The organism is Archangium gephyra (assembly GCF_042230915.1).
Classification (GTDB): Bacteria; Myxococcota; Myxococcia; order Myxococcales; family Myxococcaceae; genus Archangium; species Archangium gephyra_B.
Genome location: NZ_CP102578.1, coordinates 8,784,237 through 8,803,518 on the forward strand (window position 1 = coordinate 8,784,237; position 19,282 = coordinate 8,803,518).

The window sequence follows — 19,282 nt, forward strand, 5'->3', positions numbered from 1 at the left end:
GCGCTCAGCCCCCATCGGAGACTCCCGTTGTCCGCCCTGCCCTCCCTGTCCCCCGCGCCGTCCCCCTCCACCTCCGAGCCTTCCGAGACACATGACGAGCGGCTGAGCGGAGCCCGGCGGGCCCTGGTGCTCTTCGTCGTCCAGGGCCTGCCCCTGCTCGGCTTCTGCGCCGGCGTGTGGCTCTTCCTGCGCGAGGGCGTCAGCGGGTTGGACCTCGGCCTGCTGGGGGCGATGTACCTGCTCACCATGGTGGGCATCGAGGTGGGCTTCCACCGCTACTTCGCGCACCGCACCTTCGAGACGACGCGCCCCCTGCGCGCCCTCTTCCTCATCCTCGGCTCCATGGCGGGACAGGGCTCGGCCCTGCTGTGGAGCGCCGTGCACCGCACGCACCATGCGCACACGGACCAGCCAGGGGACCTGCACTCGCCTCTGTTCGGCCGCAAGGGCTTCTGGGGCGGAGTGCGCGGCTTCTTCTGGGCCCAGTTCCTCTGGTACCTCGAGGTGCCCGCCATCGGCCGCTTCGGCCGGCTCCTGGACCGCCACCGCGCGTCACCGGCCGGCCTCCTGACCTCGCCAGAGGATGACCAGGCCCACCGCATCGCGCGCACCCTGCCGGATCTGCTGCGCGACGAGCCGCTCGTGCGCCTCAACCAGCGCTATGGCACCTGGGTGCTGCTCGGCTTCGCCCTGCCCGCCCTCGTGGGAGGCCTCGTCACGCAGTCCTGGGCCGGTGCCCTGCGTGGCTTCGTCTGGGGCGGCCTCGTGCGCTACTACGTCGTCCAGCAGGTGACCTTCGCCATCAACTCGGTGGGCCATACGATGGGAGTCCGCTGGCTGAACAGCCGCGACACCAGCCGCAACAACGTGGTGATGGCGCTGCTGACGCTCGGCGCGGGCTGGCACAACAACCACCACGCCTTCCCCGGCTCGGCCCGCACCGACTTCCGGTGGTGGCAGGTGGACCTGGGTGGGCTCCTCCTCCGCCTGCTGGCACGGCTCGGGCTGGCCTGGGATTTGCGCGAGCCCTCTCCGGAAGCCCTCCTGGCCGCCCGGTTGGATCGCTGAACGACAGACGGCTGTCTCCCGGGCCAACTGGCCGATACCGCGCTCCCTACCTTGCTCCTCCTCGACCGACAGAGGAGCAACGGATGGCCACGCGCACCCAGACCCTCGCCTGGGCCGTCTCGGTCCTTCTCGCGTGTGGTGGACACGGGATGGAGCCGCTCCCCACGGACGAGACACCGGGCGAGAGTCCCCCGCCGGAAGCCCCCGCGCCCGAGTTGCCCGTGCCGGAGCAGACACCGTCCGCGCCCACCTGGGTGACGGTGCCGCCTTCGGATCCGCGCATCCAATACACGGGGCGGGTGGACCTCTCCGCTGGCGCCGCCGCGTTCTCCTACCCGGGTGTCTCCATCAAGGTCTGGTTCAGCCGAGATGCCCTCGAGCTGTTGCTGATATGGAGAGGACTGGCACCCATCGGCCGCGACCCATCAGGCCATGGCCACCCGGCTCACCGAGTTCCTCCGCGCCCTGCCGTGACACGCCTCCGCGCCAATCCCTGACGTCCGTAGAAGCCCTTCCGAGTGGCGCTGTGCAGAATTACAGCCATATGGCTTGAATCCGTTGCATCGCCCGGCTGGGCAGCGAGCAGGCGTCCCGGCTGAGTGTTGAGCACCAAATAGTTTTGGTGGATGCTCATACCACGACCCATCCCAATGCCTCTCCGAGCGCCCGGGGCCATGAGCCTCGTCTGGCGCGACGGGAGGGCTGCATCCCGACGTCAGTCTTTCCCCCCGCCGCTGTCTGTCTTCAACTCATCGAGAGAATCCACCCGTGAAGAAACTCCTCGTGTTGGCTGAAACCCTGCTCATCATCGCCGGTGCTGGTTGCGGCGCCCCCGAGACCTCCGCCACCGAGGCAACACCCGACACCTTCACGACAGCGGCCGCCGGACTGACGGTGCAGAATTGCACCCCCCTCGCCACGGCGTCGGTGATTGCCTCCGGCCATGACGGCAACCTGCCGGACAACACGCGCGATGACCTGCTCGACACGCGCTGGAGCAACCTCGGCAAGGGCTCGTGGATCGACTACGACCTGGGCTCCGACAAGGCCATCTCCGGGGCGGCCATCGCGTGGCACGACGGCAACGTGCGCGCCAACAACTTCACCCTGATGGTGTCCTCGGATGGGGTGAACTACACGCAGGTCTACTCCGGCACGAGCAGCGGGACGACGGAGGCGGCGGAGACGTATACCTTCGCCTCGCGCACCGCGCGCCGCCTGCGCATCTACGTCAATGGCAACACCCTGAACGACTGGGCCAGCATCGCCGAGGCCCGCGTGTGTGGGGCGCCCGCCGCTTCCACCGTGGTGTGGCGCGGCGACTTCGAGACGGGAGACATCAGCCAGTGGAGCAGCACGCAGATGGTCAGCTCGGACCGGCTGCAGGTGGTGCCCTCGCCGGTGCGCCAGGGCAGCTACGCCCTCAAGGCCACCGTGCGCCAGGGCGATGATCCCATCAACTCCAGCGGCAACCGCAACGAGCTGGTGAAGATGACGCGCGAGCCGGTGGGCTCGGAGTACTACTACCGCTTCAACACGATGTTCGCCTCGGACTTCCCCAGCGTGAGGACGTGGCAGCTCTTCGCCCAGTGGCACCACGAGGGCTGCTGCGGCTCGCCTCCCCTGGAGTTCTACGTGTATGGCGAGGAGGTGCGTCTGAACATCGGCGGGGACCCCGGCGTCATCGTGTGGAAGGCCCCGCTGGTGCGCGGGCAGTGGCAGGACTTCATCCTCCACGTGAAGTGGTCGCCCGATGCCACCGTGGGCTTCGTCGAGCTGTACCACAACGGCCAGCTCGTCCTGCCCAAGCGCAACATCGCCACCCAGTTCGCCGGGATGCTCAACTACCTGAAGGTGGGCCTGTACCGCAGCGACACCGTCACCCAGACGGGCGTCGTCTACCACGACGGCTGGACCATGGGCCGCACCCTCGCGGACGTGCTTTGAGCCATTCCCTCTCCCAGAGGGAGAGGGAGTCCGTGCACGGTGGCGTTCCGCTGCTGGCGGTTGGATGATGCGCCTCATGGCTCGACTGAAGGACGTCTGGCACCGGGCGCGCGAGCGCTGGTGGGTGCGCCAACTGATGGACCTCGCGCTGGTGGGGCTCGTCTTCCTGGCGGTGATGGCCTGGCAGACCCGCCGCCTGCCGACGGGCGCCCCCGCGCCGGACTTCACCCTGCGCACCCTCTCTGGCGGACAGGTGCGCCTGTCCGAGCTCCAGGGCAAGCCGGTGGTGCTCGCCTTCTGGGCCCCCTGGTGCGGGGTGTGCAAGGCCGAGTCCTCCACCCTCTCCGCCCTCCAGGGCACCGTGGGCGGCTCCGCGCACGTGCTGTCCGTCGCGGTGGCCTACGAGGACGAGGAGGACGTGCGCCGCTTCGCGCGCGAGCACTCCGTGGACTACCCCGTGCTGCTGGGAAGCGAGGAGCTCAGGCGCGCCTACGGCGTCGAGCAGTTCCCCACCACCTTCTTCGTCTCCTCCGAGGGCCAGCTCGAGCGGGCGGCCGTCGGCTACACCACCCGCCTCGGGCTGCTCTGGCGGATGTGGCTGTAGCGGCCCCCGCTCCGCTCACGTCAGGCCGTCCACCACGTACCAGAGCAGGGCCGTCCCCAGGCAGCTGGGGACGATGAGGTTGCCCGCGTACATGGACGAGAGTGCCACGGTGTCCCCACCCGTGGGCAGCAGCAGCAGGATGAGGGCGGCCACCAGCCACGTGAGGCCGAGGCCGAACACGCGCCGCGCGGGCCGCTCGGGCGGAGGCAGGCGCTGGAGCAGCTGCTCCCGGAAGCCGTCGTCGGAGGGCCCGGTGGGCAGTTGCCGCTGGAGCAGCGTGTCCAGCCAGACCTCGTCATCGTGGCCGTTCATGGGACCTCCTCGAGTTGCCGGCGCAGCTTCTCCTTCGCGCGCGCGACATGGGTCTTCAGCGTCCCCACGGGGCAGTCGAGCACGACCGCCGCCTCCTCGTGGGTCAGCTCGTTGGCGTAGGTGAGCACGAGCGCGGCTCGCTCGCGGGGCTTGAGCGCGGCGAGCGCCTTCTCCAGATCGTGGCGCTCCAGGACCAGGTCCGGCAGGGCCAGCTCGGTGCGCTCCGCCTCCAGGAGGGGAGGCTCCGGGGGGGCGTCACGGCTGCCGCGGTCCCGGCTGAAGAAGACGTTGCAGGCGATGCGGTAGAGCCAGGAGGAGAACTTCGCCCCACCCCGGTACCCGCGCAGCCCCCGGTAGGCGCGCAAGAAGGTCTCCTGCGCCAGGTCATCCGCCTGCGCCACGTCTCCCCCCGTCAGCCGGCGCAGCAGCCCGCGCACCGCGGACTGGTGCCGCGCCACCAGCTCGCCAAAGGCGCGCCGGTCGTCACGCACGAGCACCCGGGTGATGAGCTCGGCGTCGGTGGGGGCTGGGGGAGGAGGGGCCATGGGACGGGGGGCTGCGGACTGTTTACTGCTGGGGCTCCGGCAAGAGCGCGGCCGACAACGGGCCCCGTCCCTGCTGCAGGCGCCAGACAATCATGTGTCCCACGCCGATGAGGAGGAGCATCACCCCCGCGCCCCAGGTCCCCGGCGCGCCGGGCACGGCGGCCAGGAAGATCGCCAGCCCCAGCCCCGACGAGGACAGGATGATGCCCCGGCGCAGATCCGAGGGCTTCCTGCGGGGCACCGGCGCGAGCATCCCCTGGGGAATGTCCGCCCCCTTCTCCACCATCAACCGCACCGTCTCATGGAGCTGGCGCGTCTTGCGGTAGCCGGCCACCAGCCAGGCCAGGAAGGCCGTCAGCGAGCAGCCGAAGAGGGACATGCTGATGATGGCGGGCGTGGGGTCGAAGTCGGCCTGGGAACGCCGCCGGGCCTCGCGCTCCTGGATGAGGTTGTAGAGCTGGTCGGCGGTGAGCCGCCCCTGCGGATCGATCTCCCGCGCCTCCGCCTCGAGCTGCTGGATGTCGGAATCCAGCTGCCGCTGCTCGGCCTCGAGCTCGCTCCTGCGGGCCTCCAGGTCCTGGCGTTGGGCCTCCAGTTGCGGAGGCAGCGGGGCCTTCACGGCGCGAGGGGCAGGTGGAGTAGCGGGGGCCTCAGGCATGGGGGCGGACGCGGCCCGCCCTCCCGCGAGGGTGGCCAGGAGACACGCCGTGAGCAACCAGGTCTTCATCAGGAGTCCTTCCGTCGGTTTTACGGACGTTAGGACTCCCGGACCCCATTTCCTGGATTCACCCCCCCTATTTTTTTCGGGTGCTGGCATGGTGCGGGCCCAAGATGAGAACGCGCGACCGCCTGCTCCTGCTGATGCTGGGGACCGTCTGGCTCGGGCTTCCGGGCTGCTCCTCCACCCCCGCGGACCCTCCCGAGGAGGGCCCTCGCTACGACGGAGGCCCCGTCTCGTGGCACCGGGACGTGCTCCCCATCGTCCAGGAGCGCTGCCAGGGTTGCCACACCCAGAATGGGGTCGCCCCCTTCGCGCTGGAGACGTACGGCGAGGCCTCCGGGATGCACGCCGCGCTGGCCAATTCCGTGCGGGCGCGCCGGATGCCGCCGTGGATGCCCGCGGAGGGCCCCCACCACTTCCGGGACTCGCGGCGGCTGACGCAGGGCGAGGTGGACATCCTCTCGGCCTGGTCCGAGCAGGGAGCGCCCGAGGGGGACCCGAACGACGCACCCCCTCCCCGCGAGCCCACGCCGCCCCTCGCCTGGACCAACCTGACGATCGGCCCCGCTGAGCCCTACCTGCCCAAGGACGTGGCCGCGGACGACTACCACTGCTTCCTGTTGGATCCCCACCTCGAGGAGAGGAAGGATCTGATCGGCTTCGAGGTGATGCCAGGCGTGAAGCAGCAGGTGCACCACGTGCTGCTCTTCGCCGCGCCCCGCCAGGTGGCGCTCGACCGCGATGCACGCGAGGCGGGCGCCGGCTGGACGTGCTTCGGGGACTCGGGCATCGATGGGGCCTCGCTGCTCGGCGCCTGGGCTCCGGGCTCGCCGCCCACCCGCTACCCGGGGGGCACGGGCGTGCGCGTGGCCGCTGACGCCGTCTTCGTCATGCAGGTTCACTACAACATCGCCCAGCGGCAGACCGAAGCCGGGCACGTCACCGCGATGCACGGCGAGGCCCAGCCGGACCTCACGCGCATGGCGTTGCAGTTCGCGCGCGAGCCCATCTCCAAGCGCGCCTCGCTCTACCCCCTGGTGGACGGTGCGTTCGCCATTCCCCCGGGAGCCACCGGGTACTCGCACCACACCGAGCAGTACGTGCCCGCGGGCATCCTCTGGGGCGTGCTGCCGCACATGCACACCAAGGGCAGGCGCATCCAGGTGGAGCTGGGCGGGGAGCCCCTCATCGAGATTCCCGCGTGGGACTTCCACTGGCAGCAGATGTACATCTACAAGCAGCCACTGCGCGTGCCGCTCTTCAGCCAGCTGAAGCTCACCTGCGTCTGGGACAACCCCACGTCCCGCACCGTGACGTGGGGCGAGGGCACCGACGACGAGATGTGTCTGGCCTACCTGTACATGACGGAGTGACGCGCTCGCGCGAGCACAGCGAGGGACAGTGATGCGGCAGCAAGGAACATGGATGCGCGGAGCGGCGCTCGCGGGCGCCCTGCTCTGCACGGGCCTCCCGGAAGCCCGGGCCAGCGAGCCGGACTCCGGCACCCCGGTGGCGAGCACCTCCCCACGGCGCGGCATCCTCACGGTGCGGGCCTCCTGGCGGACGGGCGTGCCGGACTACATGGGCGGCTCGCTGACGGTGAACGCCATTCCGCTGGTGGACGTGGAGCTGGGTATCACGCTCGTCAACCCCGTCATCGGCTCGCTGTACCTCCGGGCGGGCCCTCGCTGGAGTCTGTACGAGGGCCGCGACGACGCGGGACGGGGCCTGTCGCTGCGGCTGTCGGCGCTCGCGGGCGCTCGCAACACCTCCGCCTACGCGGTGAGCCAGGGGGCCTTCCGCACGCAGTGGGGGCTCAATGCCGTGGCGACGCTCGATGGCACGTACTGGCTGGCGCGCTACTTCGGCGTCAGCGCGCAGCTCGTCGCTGGAGGCACCACCTACTTCCCGCTGCGGCAACCCGCGGGGGTGCTGCTGGGCCCGCTGACGCCCGACGCGCGCTTCTCCCTGGGCCTGTCTTTCTGAGCCGTCAGGCTGAGCCTTCAGGGAGACACCTTCGCCTGCTCGACAGCGGGGTAGTACCAGACGCGCTTCACGAGCCCGTCGCGGACCAGGAACGAGCGGGCTCACGCACGCGAACACGTCCAGCGCGACGTTGGAGGCGCTGCCAGGCTGATAGGCTCCGGCGAATGCCTCGGTACGCCACCATCGACGTAGGGACCAACGCGGTCCTCCTGCTCGTCGCCGACCGCCAGCCCGATGGCCGCTTCCAGGCCGTCCGCGAGCGCGCTGAAATCACCCGCCTGGGCCGGGGCGTGGACAAGAGCCGCCGCCTCTCGCCCGAGGGCATGGAGGACACCCTCCAGGTGCTCTCCGCTTTCGCCTCCGAGGCCCGGAGCCTCGGCGCGGAGGCCATCGCCGTGTCCGCCACCAGCGCCGCGCGCGACGCGGAGAACGGTGCCGGGTTCCTCTCCTCCGCCCAACAACGCGCTGGCGTCACCGTGGACATCCTCTCCGGAGAATGGGAGGCGCAACTGTGCTTCACCTCGGCCTGCGCGGACTTCGGGCGTGACGCCTCGGGGCCCCTCGTGGTGATGGATACCGGCGGCGGCTCCACCGAGTTCATCTACGGCGACACCCAAGGCCGCGTGTCCTTCTGCCACAGCTTCGATGTGGGCTCGGTGCGCATGAGCGAGCGCTACGTGACGACGGATCCGCTGACCGCTGGGGACCGGGCCCGCGTGGAGGCCCACCTGCGCGAGACGTTCTCCGCCTTGCCCCCCTGCCCTCCGGACGCCCGGCTCGTGGGCATGTCCGGCACGGTGACGACGCTCTTCGCCGTGCAGCACGCCATTGACCCGTACGACTCCGCGCGCGTGCACGGCGGCCCCCTCCTGCTCGTCCAATTGGAGGCGCTGGCGGACAAGCTGTGCGGGTTGCCGCTCGCCGAGCGCCAGAAGCTGCCCGGCCTCCTGCCCAAACGCGAGGACGTGATTCCCGCCGGCTGCCTCATCCTGCTCGAGGGCCTTCGGGCACTCGGGCTCGACCGCTGCCTGGTGAGCGACCGGGGCCTGTGTTGGGGCCTGCTCGCGCACCGTTTCGGAGCCACCCACTCCTGAGCACCCCCGCTGGCAGGACGGCCAGTTCACTTGTAGTCGACTCCAAGTGACGGCGGATTGCCCCCTCCAGCCCGAGAAGTCGACGACCCCTGACTGGACTCCCGGATGGCTGGAATTGGCGGGTGAGCTGCGATCCGTCCTGTTACCCTGCATGTCCTCCTCGTCCTGATGGCAGGGTGAGGAGCTTCCGATTTAGAGCCAGGAGCAAGTCCAGATGCGACAGTTGCTGTCAATCGTTGTCACTGTTGGCGCTTTGTTTTTTGCTGCTTGCGGCGCTAGTGACCTCGCCCCACAGGATGCCGAGCAGCAGGTAGACACCTACGCTGCGGCCATGCAGGCACGGTGTGCCAATGGCGATACGACAGCTTGCGCGGCCGTGGACTCCGATATGCGGAGCGCTCTTGAAGATCGATGCGAGACCTGGTGCTGTGCCGTCTGCACTCGCTGTGTCAAGTGCACCGAGTCCAACTGCACTGACTGCAATAACTGCCAATATAGTTGCAGTTAACCCGGGCAGCCCGTCCTGGTTCTCCTCCGGCTCACACTGAGGCGGAGGAGACAACGTGGGCATCCCCCACAACGCGTCAGCTCCCCCGGCGCCCCTGGAGGATCTCCAGGAACGAGCGGGTGCGCAGTTCCTCCAGGGTGAGTCCGGCGGCGCGGGCCTCGTCCTCGGTGAGGGCGCCGCAGGCGATGCCGCGCAGGAAGAAGTTGATCAACCCCTGTCCGGTGGCCGCGTCGTCGAAGACATCCCCCAGCCGCGTGGCCTGGGCGGCCTTGTCCATGAAGGCCTTCAGCCGGCGCGAGGCCGCCTCCAGCCCCTCCAGGAAGAAGGCGTACACGGCGGCGTAGCGCACGGGCACCTGCGCCGGGTGCAGATCCCACCCCTGGTAGAAGCCATTCGTCAGCGCCTGGCGCACGTTGTCCGCGTGAAGCCGCCACGCGCGGTGCACGGCGGCGCGGTTCTCCTCCTGCTGCGCCGGGGTGAGCGCGCCTCCCTTGGGCGCCTTGTGCGGCCCCACGGGCATCGCGGTGGTGGCGCCATCGGAGAGATGGACGCCCGTGCCCGCCAAGGACACCTGCATCACGTGCCGGGCGAAGTCGCAGGAGGGATGGAACAGGTGCTGGTGCGCCGCGGTGATGCCGCACGCGGCGGTGTAGTCGTACGCCCCGAAGTGCGCGCCCGTGCAGCGTCCCTGCGCGGCGGCCACCAGCCTCGGCAGGGCCAGGCGTCCCTCCGGGTCGAAGAGGGACTGCGGCGTCTCCACCATCAGCTCCACCTTCACCACGCCCCGCTCCAGCCCCAGGCCCGTCTCCAGGCCACTCAGCACGGAGTCGAGCGCGGCCACCTGCTCGCGCAGGGTCACCTTGGGCAGGGTGACCACGAAGTGGGGCGGCAGGCGCCCGCCCGTCTTCTCCACCAGCGCGGAGAGGAACAGGTCCAGGGTGCGCACGGCCCGCGCGAAGAGCTCGTCACTGAAGGACTTGATGCGGATGCCGGTGAAGGGCGCCAGCGAGCCCCGCTCCAGGCCTCGCGCCAGCTCCTCGGCCGCGGCCACCGCATGCCCGTCCTCCTCCGCGTCCGAACGGTGGCCATAGCCATCCTCGAAGTCGATGCGGTAGTCCTCCACCGCCTCGCGCCGCAGCTTGGACACCACGCGCGCGTGGACCGTCTCCGCCAGCGTGCCCTCCTCCGCCAGCCCCAGCACGCGGGCCAGGGTGCGCGCATCCGGCGCGTGCTCCTCCCACGAGCGCAGCGCCACCTCGGCCAGCTTCGAGGCCGTCTCCGCCTTGAAGAGGTGGGCCCCTCCATACACGGAGTGGATGGGCTGCCGCCGGGAGGACTCCCCCGGGTAGCGGTGGTTGAAGGCCGTGTTCGCCTCCTTCAGGGCGGCACGGGTGTCCGAGAGGCTCTGGGCGGTCAGGGTCGTCTTCATGGAGCGGCCGGAGCCTCGCGCCCAGGGAGGCGGGACGCAACTCCGCACCGGGAATCGCGGATAATGCCCCCATGGACCCGATCGGCCGCCGCCCCGTTGCCCACCAGACGCTCGCCCAGCCCACCCGGGCCGAGCCCCGCCCCGCCGCGAACACCGTCCAGACGGCCACCCCCTCCCAGGCCGTCGGACATGCCCAGAAGAGCGGCTTCGAGGCCGCGGGCGTGAAGGCCGTCCAGGCCCCCGTGGGCACCTGGCGGGCCCCGGCGGACTCGGAGCTGGGCCGGGTCATCAACGGGATGCTCGACCGGCTCAAGCAGTGCGACATCAAGATCAAGGGGGATACCCCCGAGAGCCTCTTCCGCCGGGCCATCCTCGACAACAAGCACGTGACGAACGAGCAGCTCCTGGCCATCTCCAAGGTGACGCTGGAGCAGCTCGACTCCGGCCCCGAGACGCGCCAGGAGGTGCTGAAGAAGATCCCCAACGCCCGGGAGCTGCCCGTCCACAAGTTCACCGTGGCCCTGATGTCGGCGGCGACGGGCATCGACGCCCAAAAGCTGTCCGAGGCCTGTCCGGACCTGGGAATCACCGGCGCGCCGGGCACTCCCCTGCTCTACGCCGCCAAGACCGAGCGCATGCAGCGCTCCACGGCCCTCCACGACTTCACCGACTACCTCCGGGGCGCCGGCATCAAGGGCCTCAACAAGGCCGTCTGGGGTGTCGAAAACCGTGTGTTGTCGGCCGCCGTCAGTGCACTGGGCGGAGGCCGGTACTAACGGGTAACGTGCCCGGCCCATGGACGAACCCAACGGCCGGCTCATCCAGACCCTCATCGAGGCGCGCAGGCACCACTGCTTCCCGCCTGACGTGCGCGCAGCGGCGCCCGAGCTCATCGAGAAGGTCCTGGCACTGCTCTTCCCCCACTTCGCCGAGCGGATGGACTGTAGCTCGGTCGGCATCCGCTCCGAGGTGGCGGTGGTCGAAGCCATCCTCACGCGCGCCCTGGACACGCTCGCGCCGCGCTACCCGGGCCTCTCCGCGGACATGCCCCAGCGCTTCATGGAGCAGCTCCCGGAGATCTACGCCTGGCTGCGGCAGGACGCCGAGGCCATCAACGAGGCCGACCCCGCCGCCCGCAACGTGGACGAGGTCATCCTCACCTACCCGGGCTTCTACGCCATCGCCATCTACCGCATCGCCCACGCCCTGCACGCCCTGGGCTTCCCGCTGCTGCCCCGTCTCCTCACGGAGCTGGCGCACCAGCGCACCGGCGTGGACATCCACCCGGGCGCCACCATCGGCCGGCGCTTCGTCATCGACCACGGCACGGGCGTGGTCATCGGCGAGACGACCCTCATCGGCACCGGGGTGAAGATCTACCAGGGCGTGACGCTGGGCGCCCTCCAGGTGCAGAAGGACCTGGCGGACAAGAAGCGCCACCCCACCATCGAGGACGACGTGGTGGTGTACGCCAACGCCACCATCCTCGGCGGCAATACGGTGGTGGGCCGCGGCAGCATCATCGCGGGCAACGCCTTCATCACCCACAGCATCCCCCCCGAGTCCATGGTCACCCGCCGCAGCGAGGTCCGGCACCGGGAGGCGAATGTCGAGTTCGACGAGCTTGAATATCATATCTGATGTAGCGGATATTCGTCTTCTGTAACGGACACTTCCCTGACGAGGCCCATCCCCATGAAGGTGAACAACATCCTGGAGACGATCGGCAACACGCCGCACGTGCGCATCAACCGGCTCTTCCCCTCGCGCGTCGAGGTGTACATGAAGCTGGAGCGGGCCAACCCGGGCGGGAGCATCAAGGACCGCATCGGCCTGGCGATGATCGAGGACGCGGAGAAGCGGGGCCTGCTCAAGAAGGACAGCGTCATCATCGAGCCGACGTCGGGCAACACGGGAATTGGCCTGGCGATGGTGGCGGCGGTGAAGGGCTACAAGATCATCCTGGTGATGCCGGACTCGATGAGCATCGAGCGGCGGCGGCTGATGGCGGCGTACGGAGCGACGTTCGAGCTGACGCCACGGGCGCAGGGCATGAAGGGCGCGATCGCCCGGGCGCAGGAGCTGGTGGCGCAGAACCCGAACGCGTGGATGCCGCAGCAGTTCGAGAACGAGTCGAACATCGAGGTGCACAAGCGCACCACGGCGCAGGAGATCCTCAAGGACTTCCCCGAGGGCCTGGACTACATCATCACGGGCGTGGGGACGGGTGGGCACATCACGGCGTGCGCCGAGGTGCTGAAGGAGAAGTGGCCGAAGCTGAAGGTGCTGGCGGTGGAGCCGACGAAGTCGCCGGTGATCAGCGGCGGGCAGCCGGGGCCGCACCCCATCCAGGGAATCGGCGCGGGCTTCATCCCGAAGAACCTGCACAAGGACGCGCTGGACGGCACCATCCAGGTGACCGAGGAGGAGGCGTTCGACTTCGCGAAGCGCTCGGCGCGCGAGGAAGGCATCTTCGTGGGCATCTCCTCGGGAGCGGCGCTGGCGGCGGTGAACAAGAAGCTGTCGGAGATCCCCGACAAGAGCCGGGTGCTGTGCTTCTGCTACGACACGGGCGAGCGCTACCTGTCGATCGAGAACCTCTTCCCGGCGCAGTAACCCCGCTCCACGCAGGAGACCCCCTCCCCCACGCCTCCCTCTCCCCCTGGGAGAGGGCCGGGGTGAGGGTCTCGAGGACCCTGGGCTCGTGCCCCTGCGGGTCCGCGGCTCAGGCGCCCGCGGGACGGTCCCGACCAAAGGAGCCCGGACCCATGGGCGCGATCTCGTAGCGCCCAAGCGCCTTCGCGGGATCGCGCTCGAGCAGGCCGCGGAGCGCGTCCATCGACTCCGCCTCGAACACGGCCATTCCGAAGACGCCCGAGGGGTCGAGCACCGGGCCCGCCACGATGAGCGAGCCAGCCGCGAGCTGGCCCTGGAGGAACTCGCCATGCGCGCGCATGGTGGCCTGCTCCTCGGCGGTCATGGACATCGGGAAGTCGGGACGATTCGGGACGAGGCGGGCGAAGAAGAGGCTGGAGGGCATGGGGCGGCTCCTTACTTCACGGTGGGCCGCCGGGTCGACTACGCTGCCGGGCCGTGACGCCCTACACCATGCTGCACCTCGCGCTCGCGGGAGCGTTCCTCGTCCTCGCGCTGGTGCATTTCGTGACCTGGGCCGCGGTGCGCTCCCAGCGGGTCCAGCTATGGCTCGCCTCGAGCTTCCTCGCGTTCGCGGTCCTCACCTTCTCCATCGGGCTCACCAGCCGCGAAGCCAGCGCGATGATCGCCGACACGCGGCCGTGGCTGATCCTCGGCGTCCTGCCGTCGATTCCCCTCCCCTACACCCTGCTTCGCGTCGCGTGGTCGCTGCTGGATCAGCCGCTCACGCTCTGGCGGCGCGTGATGCTGGGCGTAGCCCTGGCGCTCGGGAGCGTGCGGGTGCTCGACGTCTCCTGGTCCGTCCTCACGCTGCCCACGGCCGGGTTGACCGCGGAGGCGCTCTCGCGTGCGACCGCGGGCCTGAGCCTCCCGCTGTTCTGGCTGCTCGCGACGAGCGTGGCCGGGACCTGGGCCGTCGAGGCGGCGCGGCTCCTCAAGCGCCGGGGTGCCATGGCGGCCGCCGTGCTCGCCGCCGCGCTCTGCGCGCTCCTCCTGCTCTGCCGCGAGCTCGCCATCGACGCGGGCTGGCTCCCGGGGCCTCCGCTCTTCGCGCTCGTAGGACTGCCCTTCCTGCTGTTCGCCACCACCGCGCTGGCGATCCTCACCGCACGCTCGCTCCGGGGCGCGGACCTTGGAACCGGCATCCACCGCTACCGCCGGCTCAGCCGGCTCGGGCGCGGCGGCATGGGCGAGGTGTGGCTCGCGGTGCGCACCGGCCGCGCGGGCTTCCACCGGCTCGTCGTCCTCAAGCGGATGCTGGATGCGGACGCCGAGGACCCCGCGGTCCAGGTCCAGCGCTTCATCGGCGAGGCTCGCACCGCCGCGCGCCTCCATCACCCGAACATCGTGTCCGTCCATGACCTCGGGCAGATCGATGGCGGGTGGTTCATCGTCATGGAGTACCTGAGTGGCGTGAACGTGCTCGAGCTCGTCCGGCGCGTCGAGAGCGGAGGCCGGCTGCCGCTCGAGGTGATCGTCGAGATCTGCCAGCAGGCCCTGCGCGGGCTCGCCTACGCGCACGAGCGGGGCGTGATTCATCGCGACATCAGCGCGGACAACCTCGTCGTGTCCTTCGATGGGGTGGTGAAGGTCGTCGATTTCGGGATCGCGCACGGTGCCGGAGACCCCCAGGAGCGCGTCTCCACGAGCGTCTCCCCGCCTCCCGGGAACCGGCTCACGCAGGCCGGTGGCATCATCGGAAAGATGCCGTACATGCCGCCCGAGCGCCTCCAGGGAGCCGAGGCGACCGTGTCCGGAGATCTCTTCGCGCTCGGCTGCGTCCTCTACGAGCTGCTGTTCGGCGATCTCCCCGACTCTTCCCTGAATGGCCACCCGCTCCCGCACGGGCAGCGGCCCGAGGCCCCCGCCGCGTATCAGCAGCTCAGGAACGTCCTCGGCGTCGCGCTCCACCCCGAGTTGGAGCGGCGCTACAGCGACGCGAGAGCCTTCCTGCTCGCGTTCGAGCCGGTCCGGCACTCGCTTCCGGCGGTCGACCTCGCGAGCTGGCTGCGCGAGAACTTCGCGGAGCGATGGACGCGCGAGCGGGCACTCTCGGAGCTCAGCGATCCCACGCCCGCCGAAGTGGAGACGCTGCTCACGCGCGAGGCCGCGGCGGCGTCCGGAGCGGATTCGGAGGCGACACGGCTCCTCGGTCCGAGAGCCGCGCCACCCGTCGCGGAGCAGGAAACGCGAATCATCCAGCGCCCCCGCTGAAACCCACCCGACCCCCAGGAGTGCGCCGTGCCCTCGAAAGCCGCCAGCCCGAAACCCGCGAAGCGCGGTGCATCCGCACCGGAGAGCGTCGAGACGTTTCTCGCGTCACTCGAGCACCCGTTCAAGCAGGAGATTCTCGCGCTCCGGCAGATCATCCTCGGTGCTGACCCAAGCATCGAAGAAGGCATCAAGTGGAACGCGCCGAGCTTCCGCACCTCGGAGTACTTCGCGACCTTCCAGCTCCGAGCGAAGGACGGCGTGCAGATCATCCTGCACCTGGGAGCGAAGACCCGGGACACCGCGGCCACGGGCATCCAGATCGCCGACCCGGACTCATTGCTCGAGTGGCTCGCCAAGGACCGGGCGTCGGTGAAGTTCCGCGATTCAAAGGACGTCGACGCGAAACGCGCCACCTTCGCGAAGGTCCTCCGCGAGTGGATCAGGCACGTCTAGACGCGTCGGCGCTGCGCAGGACCATCACGTCGGCGAAGTCCAGGCGCTGCGGCGCGAGACACAGCGCCCCCTGCGACACCTGCTCGAGGAAGTGCTCGCCGTAGTCGTGGCGGGGACCCGAGGCGTACACGGTGATGTCCCGGGCCCGCGCGACATCGCCGAGCATCCGGGCCACCGCGTGCGCCACCTCTCCCCAGAAGGGGAAGTACAGATAGAACGCGGTGCCGTCCGACAGGTCCACATCGCGGACATCCGCGTGGATGAACTCCAGGTTGCGCAGCGCGAAACGCTCGCCGTTGCGCCGCGCGGAGTCGACGTACTCCTGGCCGTACTCCACGCCCTTGACCCGGGCCGCGGAGCTCGCGGCCACGGTGATGGCGAACTTCCCGTTGCCACAGCCGAGATCGTAGATGGTGTCGTGCTGTCCGGGGCTCGTGATGGACAGGAAGTCGGAGATGCGCTGGGCCCGCGAGGCCATGTTCACCTGACCGAAGGGGGGCCGGTTCTGGCCGGTGGTGATGCGCGAGATGCGCAGCAGGCCATCGAGCCAGTCATCCGCCGCTGTGCTCGCGCGGCCAGCGGCCTCGGTGAAGCCGAGCCCTTCCCACCGATCCCGGAAGCCCGCCGCCACGAGGTCTCCCGTGCGCAGCTGCTGGACGACATCATCTCCGGCCGCATCCAGCGCCTCGGTCACCGAGTATGCACGCGCCTCCACCGCGTCCCAGAGCGCCTGGAGCTCCGGACGGGCCTGGACGTCGAGAAGGAGCAGGTCCGGCTCCACGTTCTCCTGCACGAAGGCGAAGCGCTCGAAGAGCTCCCACAGCGAGCCCAGGTCCAGCGTCCGCTCATCCTTCGAGCTCAGGAGGTTCTCGGCACGCTCGACCCACCAGGGGGCGACACGGGGGGTCGGGGAGTCGGGCGGCATGGCCAGCAGGGTGTCACACGCAGCCCCCCGTCCCTAGCGAACGCGTCCGGCCTGGCGTCTTTCCCATGTGCCCGCAAGGTCTCCGGGCCTACAGGCGGAAGGCGAGCTTGCCCACCATCTTGCCGGACGCCACGGTGCGGTGGGCCTCGGCGAGCGCGGCGGGCTCCAGCACACCCGCGTCCACCGTCAGGGTGGAGGTGAGCACGCCCTCGTCCAACAAGTCCGCCACGCGGTCGAGGATGGCCTGCTGCGAGACCAGGTCCGGCGTCTTGTGCATCGACTTGGAGAACATGAACTCCCACGCGAAGCTCGCCCGCTTGCCGAAGAGCTTCCCCATCGGCAACGGTTGCTCGGGCTCCACGATGGACACGATGCGGCCCCCCGGGGCGATCACCTCCGCCATCGCCTCGAAGTGCGCGTCCGTGCCGACGCAGCAGAAGATGGCGTCCACGTTCTTCACGCCGAGCGCCGCGAGCTGCGCGGGCAGGTTCTCGCGGTGGTTCACCACGTGGGCCGCGCCCATCTTCTTCACCCACTCCCGGGTGGTGTCGCGGGAGGCCGTGCCGATGACGTTCATCTTCGTCACCCGGCTGGCCATCTGCACGGCGAGCGACCCGACACCTCCGGCCGCCCCGATGACGAGCAGGGTGCCCCCCCGCTTCGCCTCGAGCTGCTCGTAGAGGCCCTCCCAGGCCGTGAGCGCCGTGAGGGGGATGCTCGCGGCGTGGAGGTGGTCCAGCTTGCGCGGCTTGCGCCCGGCGATGCGCTCGTCCACCAGGTGCAGCGACGTGTTCGTTCCCTCCCGGGTGATCTCCCCGGCGTAGAAGACCTCGTCGCCCTCGCGGAAGCGCCTCACCTCCGAGCCCCGGGCCACCACGACGCCCGAGGCATCCCAGCCGAGCACCTTGCCCGCCCGCTTCGCGCGCACCTTGGTGTCCACGGGGTTCACCGAGACGGCCTTGACCTCGACCAGGAGCTCATACGGACCGGGTTGGGGGACCTCGCGCTCCACGAGCTCGAACTGGCTCGTATCTGCGGCGCTGACGATGAGGGCCTTGCGGGTGGTGGGAAGGGACATGGAACTCTCTTTGGAAAGGGGACGAACGGAATGTGTATCGTTCCTGGAGGATGAAACAGGCGTCCCCAGGACGAGGACTCTTGACGAGGATTCACGAATGCTCGAGCACCGCGAGGCCATCACCGGCATGTCCATCCTGGTCGCCGTCGTCGAGGCCGGCTCGCTGACCGCCGCCGCGGCGAGGCTGGGCATGACCTCTTCCGCGGTGAGCAAGCAGGTGTCGCGGCTGGAGGCCCGGCTCGGGATCCGGCTGCTCCAGCGCACCACGCGCAGCATGCAGCTCACCGAGGCCGGCACGCGCTACTGCGAGCGGGCCCGCTCCATCCTCGAGTCCATCGAAGCCGTCGAGCGCGAGGCGGAGAGCGTCCAGGAGACGCCGCACGGCACGCTGCGCATCACCGCGCCAACGGTGCTCGGCCAGGTGCGGATCATGCCGGTGGTGCTGGCCTTCCAGCAGGCGCATCCGTCCGTGAAGGTCCACGCCGAGCTGTCGGACCGCAGGGTCGATCTCATCGAGGAGGGCATCGACGTGGCCATCCGCATCACGGCCCAGCCACCGCCCGCCTTCGTGGCCCGCAGGCTCGACAACGACCAGCGCGTGCTCTGCGCCAGCACCGGCTACCTCGCCCGGGCAGGCCGCCCCCGCCGGCCCGCCGAGCTCGCGAACCACGAATGCATCGTGTTCGTCGCGGGCCAGCCCGTGGAGACGTGGAACCTGCGCGCCACGGAGGACGCGGAGCACACCACCCCCCTCCGCGTCTCGGGCCGGTTGCACGTCAACAACACCCATGCCCTGCGGCAGGCCGCGCTCGCCGGGCTCGGCATCGCCGACCTGCCCCGCTACCTCGTCGAGGAGGACCTCGCGGCCGGGCGGCTCGAGTCCGTCCTCGAGCGCTTCATCCCCGTGGGACGCGGCGTGTTCGCCATCTACGCGCCCTCCCCCTACGTCCCGGTCAAGGTGCGCCGCTTCGTCGAGCTGTTGGAGGAGACCTTCCAGCCCGGCCGGCCCCACGTCCGTCCAAGACGGCGGGGATGAGCCGGGTATCGGTTAGAGTCCGCCCGGACCGAAGCCCCGGAGGTGCCCATGCCCGCTGACTCCACTGCCCTGGCCCCGCTGCTCCACCAGAACGCGCTGCGCGTGCGCCAGACGAAGGAGTGGGGAGAGATCCTCACCGGCTTCGAGGGCCGCAACACGTACCAGGTGGTGGGCGACGACGGCGAGACGCTCCTCTACGCGGGCGAGGTGGGCAGCGGGCTGGGCCTCTTCCTGCTGCGCAACTTCCTCAAGGCCAAGCGGCCCTTCACCATGGAGCTGAAGACGACCTCGGGCGCCACGGTGTTGCGGCTGCGGCGGCCCTGGCGCTTCTGGTTCTCCACCCTGGAGGTGGAGGATGGGGAGGGCCGGCTCCTGGGAATCATCCAGCAGCGCTTCCGCTTCTTCACCCGCGCCTATGACGTGCTCGGCCCGGGCGGCGAGGAGCTGGCCCACCTGCGCGGGCCCTTCTTCCGCCCGTGGACGTTCGTCATCGAGGAGCAAGGCCGCGAGGTGGGCACCATCGCCAAGAAGTGGAGCGGCTTCGGCAAGGAGCTGTTCACGGACGCGGACAACTTCGGCGTCCAGTTCGACGGCCCCACGCGTGACGCGCGCCTGCGCCCGCTGGTGGTGGCCGCCACCTTCCTCATCGACTTCGTCCACTTCGAGAACCGGCGCGAGAGCAAGGACTGACGGGCCCGCTCCCGCCC

At 69.8% G+C, this 19,282-nt stretch carries 21 protein-coding genes; 14 read left to right on the plus strand and 7 right to left on the minus strand.

Features of this window, described 5'->3' with window-relative positions; genetic code table 11:
* Positions 1 to 27 precede the first annotated feature (27 nt).
* From NR798_RS34360 to NR798_RS34375, 4 genes are all read left to right on the plus strand, one after another.
* Entirely contained in the window at positions 28 to 1,068 is a 1,041-nt protein-coding gene (locus tag NR798_RS34360; protein ID WP_375766764.1) for an acyl-CoA desaturase, read from the plus strand.
* An 83-nt stretch (positions 1,069 to 1,151) separates the two neighbouring features.
* Positions 1,152 to 1,565 (plus strand): hypothetical protein, encoded by a 414-nt coding sequence (locus NR798_RS34365; protein WP_375766765.1) that lies wholly within the window; start codon positions 1,152 to 1,154, stop codon positions 1,563 to 1,565.
* 271 nt (positions 1,566 to 1,836) lie between these two features.
* Positions 1,837 to 3,015, plus strand: a complete 1,179-nt coding sequence (locus tag NR798_RS34370) for a heparin lyase I family protein (RefSeq protein ID WP_375766766.1) — start codon at positions 1,837 to 1,839, stop codon at positions 3,013 to 3,015.
* A gap of 76 nt (positions 3,016 to 3,091) precedes the next feature.
* Positions 3,092 to 3,619: a peroxiredoxin family protein gene (locus NR798_RS34375; protein WP_375766767.1), complete on the plus strand. Its 528-nt coding sequence runs from the start codon at positions 3,092 to 3,094 to the stop codon at positions 3,617 to 3,619.
* 15 nt (positions 3,620 to 3,634) lie between these two features.
* Here NR798_RS34375 and NR798_RS34380 read toward each other — a convergent pair whose 3' ends face one another.
* Genes NR798_RS34380 through NR798_RS34390 form a run of 3 tightly spaced genes read right to left on the minus strand, consistent with a single transcriptional unit; the run spans position 3,635 to position 5,203 of the window.
* Entirely contained in the window at positions 3,635 to 3,931 is a 297-nt protein-coding gene (locus tag NR798_RS34380) for a hypothetical protein (RefSeq protein ID WP_375766768.1), read from the minus strand.
* On the minus strand, positions 3,928 to 4,476 hold the full coding sequence (locus NR798_RS34385) for an RNA polymerase sigma factor (protein WP_375766769.1): 549 nt from the start codon (positions 4,474 to 4,476) through the stop codon (positions 3,928 to 3,930). Before NR798_RS34385 ends, NR798_RS34380 begins: the two co-directional genes overlap by 4 nt.
* 22 nt (positions 4,477 to 4,498) lie before the next feature.
* Positions 4,499 to 5,203, minus strand: coding sequence for a DUF6249 domain-containing protein (locus NR798_RS34390; protein WP_375766770.1), 705 nt, complete (start codon positions 5,201 to 5,203; stop codon positions 4,499 to 4,501).
* Between the two features lie 104 nt (positions 5,204 to 5,307).
* Between NR798_RS34390 and NR798_RS34395 the strand changes: the two genes are divergently transcribed.
* The 3 genes from NR798_RS34395 (at position 5,308) to NR798_RS34405 (ending at position 8,277) form a co-directional block, all read left to right on the plus strand.
* On the plus strand, positions 5,308 to 6,570 hold the full coding sequence (locus NR798_RS34395; RefSeq protein ID WP_375766771.1) for a hypothetical protein: 1,263 nt from the start codon (positions 5,308 to 5,310) through the stop codon (positions 6,568 to 6,570).
* 52 nt (positions 6,571 to 6,622) lie between these two features.
* Positions 6,623 to 7,183: a hypothetical protein gene (locus NR798_RS34400; protein ID WP_375766772.1), complete on the plus strand. Its 561-nt coding sequence runs from the start codon at positions 6,623 to 6,625 to the stop codon at positions 7,181 to 7,183.
* Between the two features lie 164 nt (positions 7,184 to 7,347).
* A complete protein-coding gene (locus NR798_RS34405) occupies positions 7,348 to 8,277 on the plus strand; it encodes a Ppx/GppA family phosphatase (protein WP_375766773.1) in 930 nt (309 codons plus the stop codon).
* 584 nt (positions 8,278 to 8,861) lie between these two features.
* On the opposite strand, the gene NR798_RS34410 is transcribed toward NR798_RS34405, so the two are convergent.
* Positions 8,862 to 10,214: a DUF6986 family protein gene (locus NR798_RS34410; protein WP_375766774.1), complete on the minus strand. Its 1,353-nt coding sequence runs from the start codon at positions 10,212 to 10,214 to the stop codon at positions 8,862 to 8,864.
* 71 nt (positions 10,215 to 10,285) lie between these two features.
* Between NR798_RS34410 and NR798_RS34415 the strand changes: the two genes are divergently transcribed.
* Genes NR798_RS34415 through cysK form a run of 3 tightly spaced genes read left to right on the plus strand, consistent with a single transcriptional unit; the run spans position 10,286 to position 12,830 of the window.
* Positions 10,286 to 10,990, plus strand: coding sequence for a hypothetical protein (locus NR798_RS34415; RefSeq protein ID WP_375766775.1), 705 nt, complete (start codon positions 10,286 to 10,288; stop codon positions 10,988 to 10,990).
* A 19-nt stretch (positions 10,991 to 11,009) separates the two neighbouring features.
* Positions 11,010 to 11,855 (plus strand): serine O-acetyltransferase EpsC, encoded by an 846-nt coding sequence (epsC, locus tag NR798_RS34420; RefSeq protein WP_375766776.1) that lies wholly within the window; start codon positions 11,010 to 11,012, stop codon positions 11,853 to 11,855.
* Positions 11,856 to 11,909: 54 nt separating this feature from the next.
* Positions 11,910 to 12,830, plus strand: a complete 921-nt coding sequence (gene cysK, locus NR798_RS34425) for a cysteine synthase A (RefSeq protein ID WP_375766777.1) — start codon at positions 11,910 to 11,912, stop codon at positions 12,828 to 12,830.
* A gap of 109 nt (positions 12,831 to 12,939) precedes the next feature.
* On the opposite strand, the gene NR798_RS34430 is transcribed toward cysK, so the two are convergent.
* Positions 12,940 to 13,254 carry a YciI family protein gene (locus NR798_RS34430; protein WP_375766778.1) on the minus strand — a complete coding sequence of 105 codons (315 nt, stop codon included), beginning with the start codon at positions 13,252 to 13,254 and terminating at the stop codon, positions 12,940 to 12,942.
* 53 nt (positions 13,255 to 13,307) lie between these two features.
* On the opposite strand from NR798_RS34430, the gene NR798_RS34435 reads away from it, so the two are divergent.
* Positions 13,308 to 15,083 (plus strand): serine/threonine-protein kinase, encoded by a 1,776-nt coding sequence (locus NR798_RS34435; RefSeq protein WP_375766779.1) that lies wholly within the window; start codon positions 13,308 to 13,310, stop codon positions 15,081 to 15,083.
* A gap of 27 nt (positions 15,084 to 15,110) precedes the next feature.
* Positions 15,111 to 15,536: a DUF1801 domain-containing protein gene (locus tag NR798_RS34440; protein WP_375766780.1), complete on the plus strand. Its 426-nt coding sequence runs from the start codon at positions 15,111 to 15,113 to the stop codon at positions 15,534 to 15,536.
* Here the strand turns inward: NR798_RS34440 and NR798_RS34445 are convergent.
* Complete coding sequence (locus NR798_RS34445; protein ID WP_375766781.1) at positions 15,523 to 16,461, minus strand: methyltransferase domain-containing protein; 939 nt, start codon at positions 16,459 to 16,461, stop codon at positions 15,523 to 15,525. The genes NR798_RS34440 and NR798_RS34445 overlap by 14 nt on opposite strands.
* An 88-nt stretch (positions 16,462 to 16,549) precedes the next feature.
* Positions 16,550 to 17,539: a zinc-binding alcohol dehydrogenase family protein gene (locus NR798_RS34450; protein ID WP_375766782.1), complete on the minus strand. Its 990-nt coding sequence runs from the start codon at positions 17,537 to 17,539 to the stop codon at positions 16,550 to 16,552.
* A 97-nt stretch (positions 17,540 to 17,636) separates the two neighbouring features.
* Between NR798_RS34450 and NR798_RS34455 the strand changes: the two genes are divergently transcribed.
* Together NR798_RS34455 and NR798_RS34460 are read left to right on the plus strand one after the other, a co-directional pair.
* The gene (locus NR798_RS34455; RefSeq protein ID WP_375766783.1) at positions 17,637 to 18,575 is read left to right on the plus strand and encodes a LysR family transcriptional regulator; all 939 of its coding nucleotides are present in this window, start codon (positions 17,637 to 17,639) and stop codon (positions 18,573 to 18,575) included.
* 48 nt (positions 18,576 to 18,623) lie between these two features.
* Positions 18,624 to 19,265: a phospholipid scramblase-related protein gene (locus tag NR798_RS34460; RefSeq protein WP_375766784.1), complete on the plus strand. Its 642-nt coding sequence runs from the start codon at positions 18,624 to 18,626 to the stop codon at positions 19,263 to 19,265.
* Positions 19,266 to 19,282 lie beyond the last annotated feature (17 nt).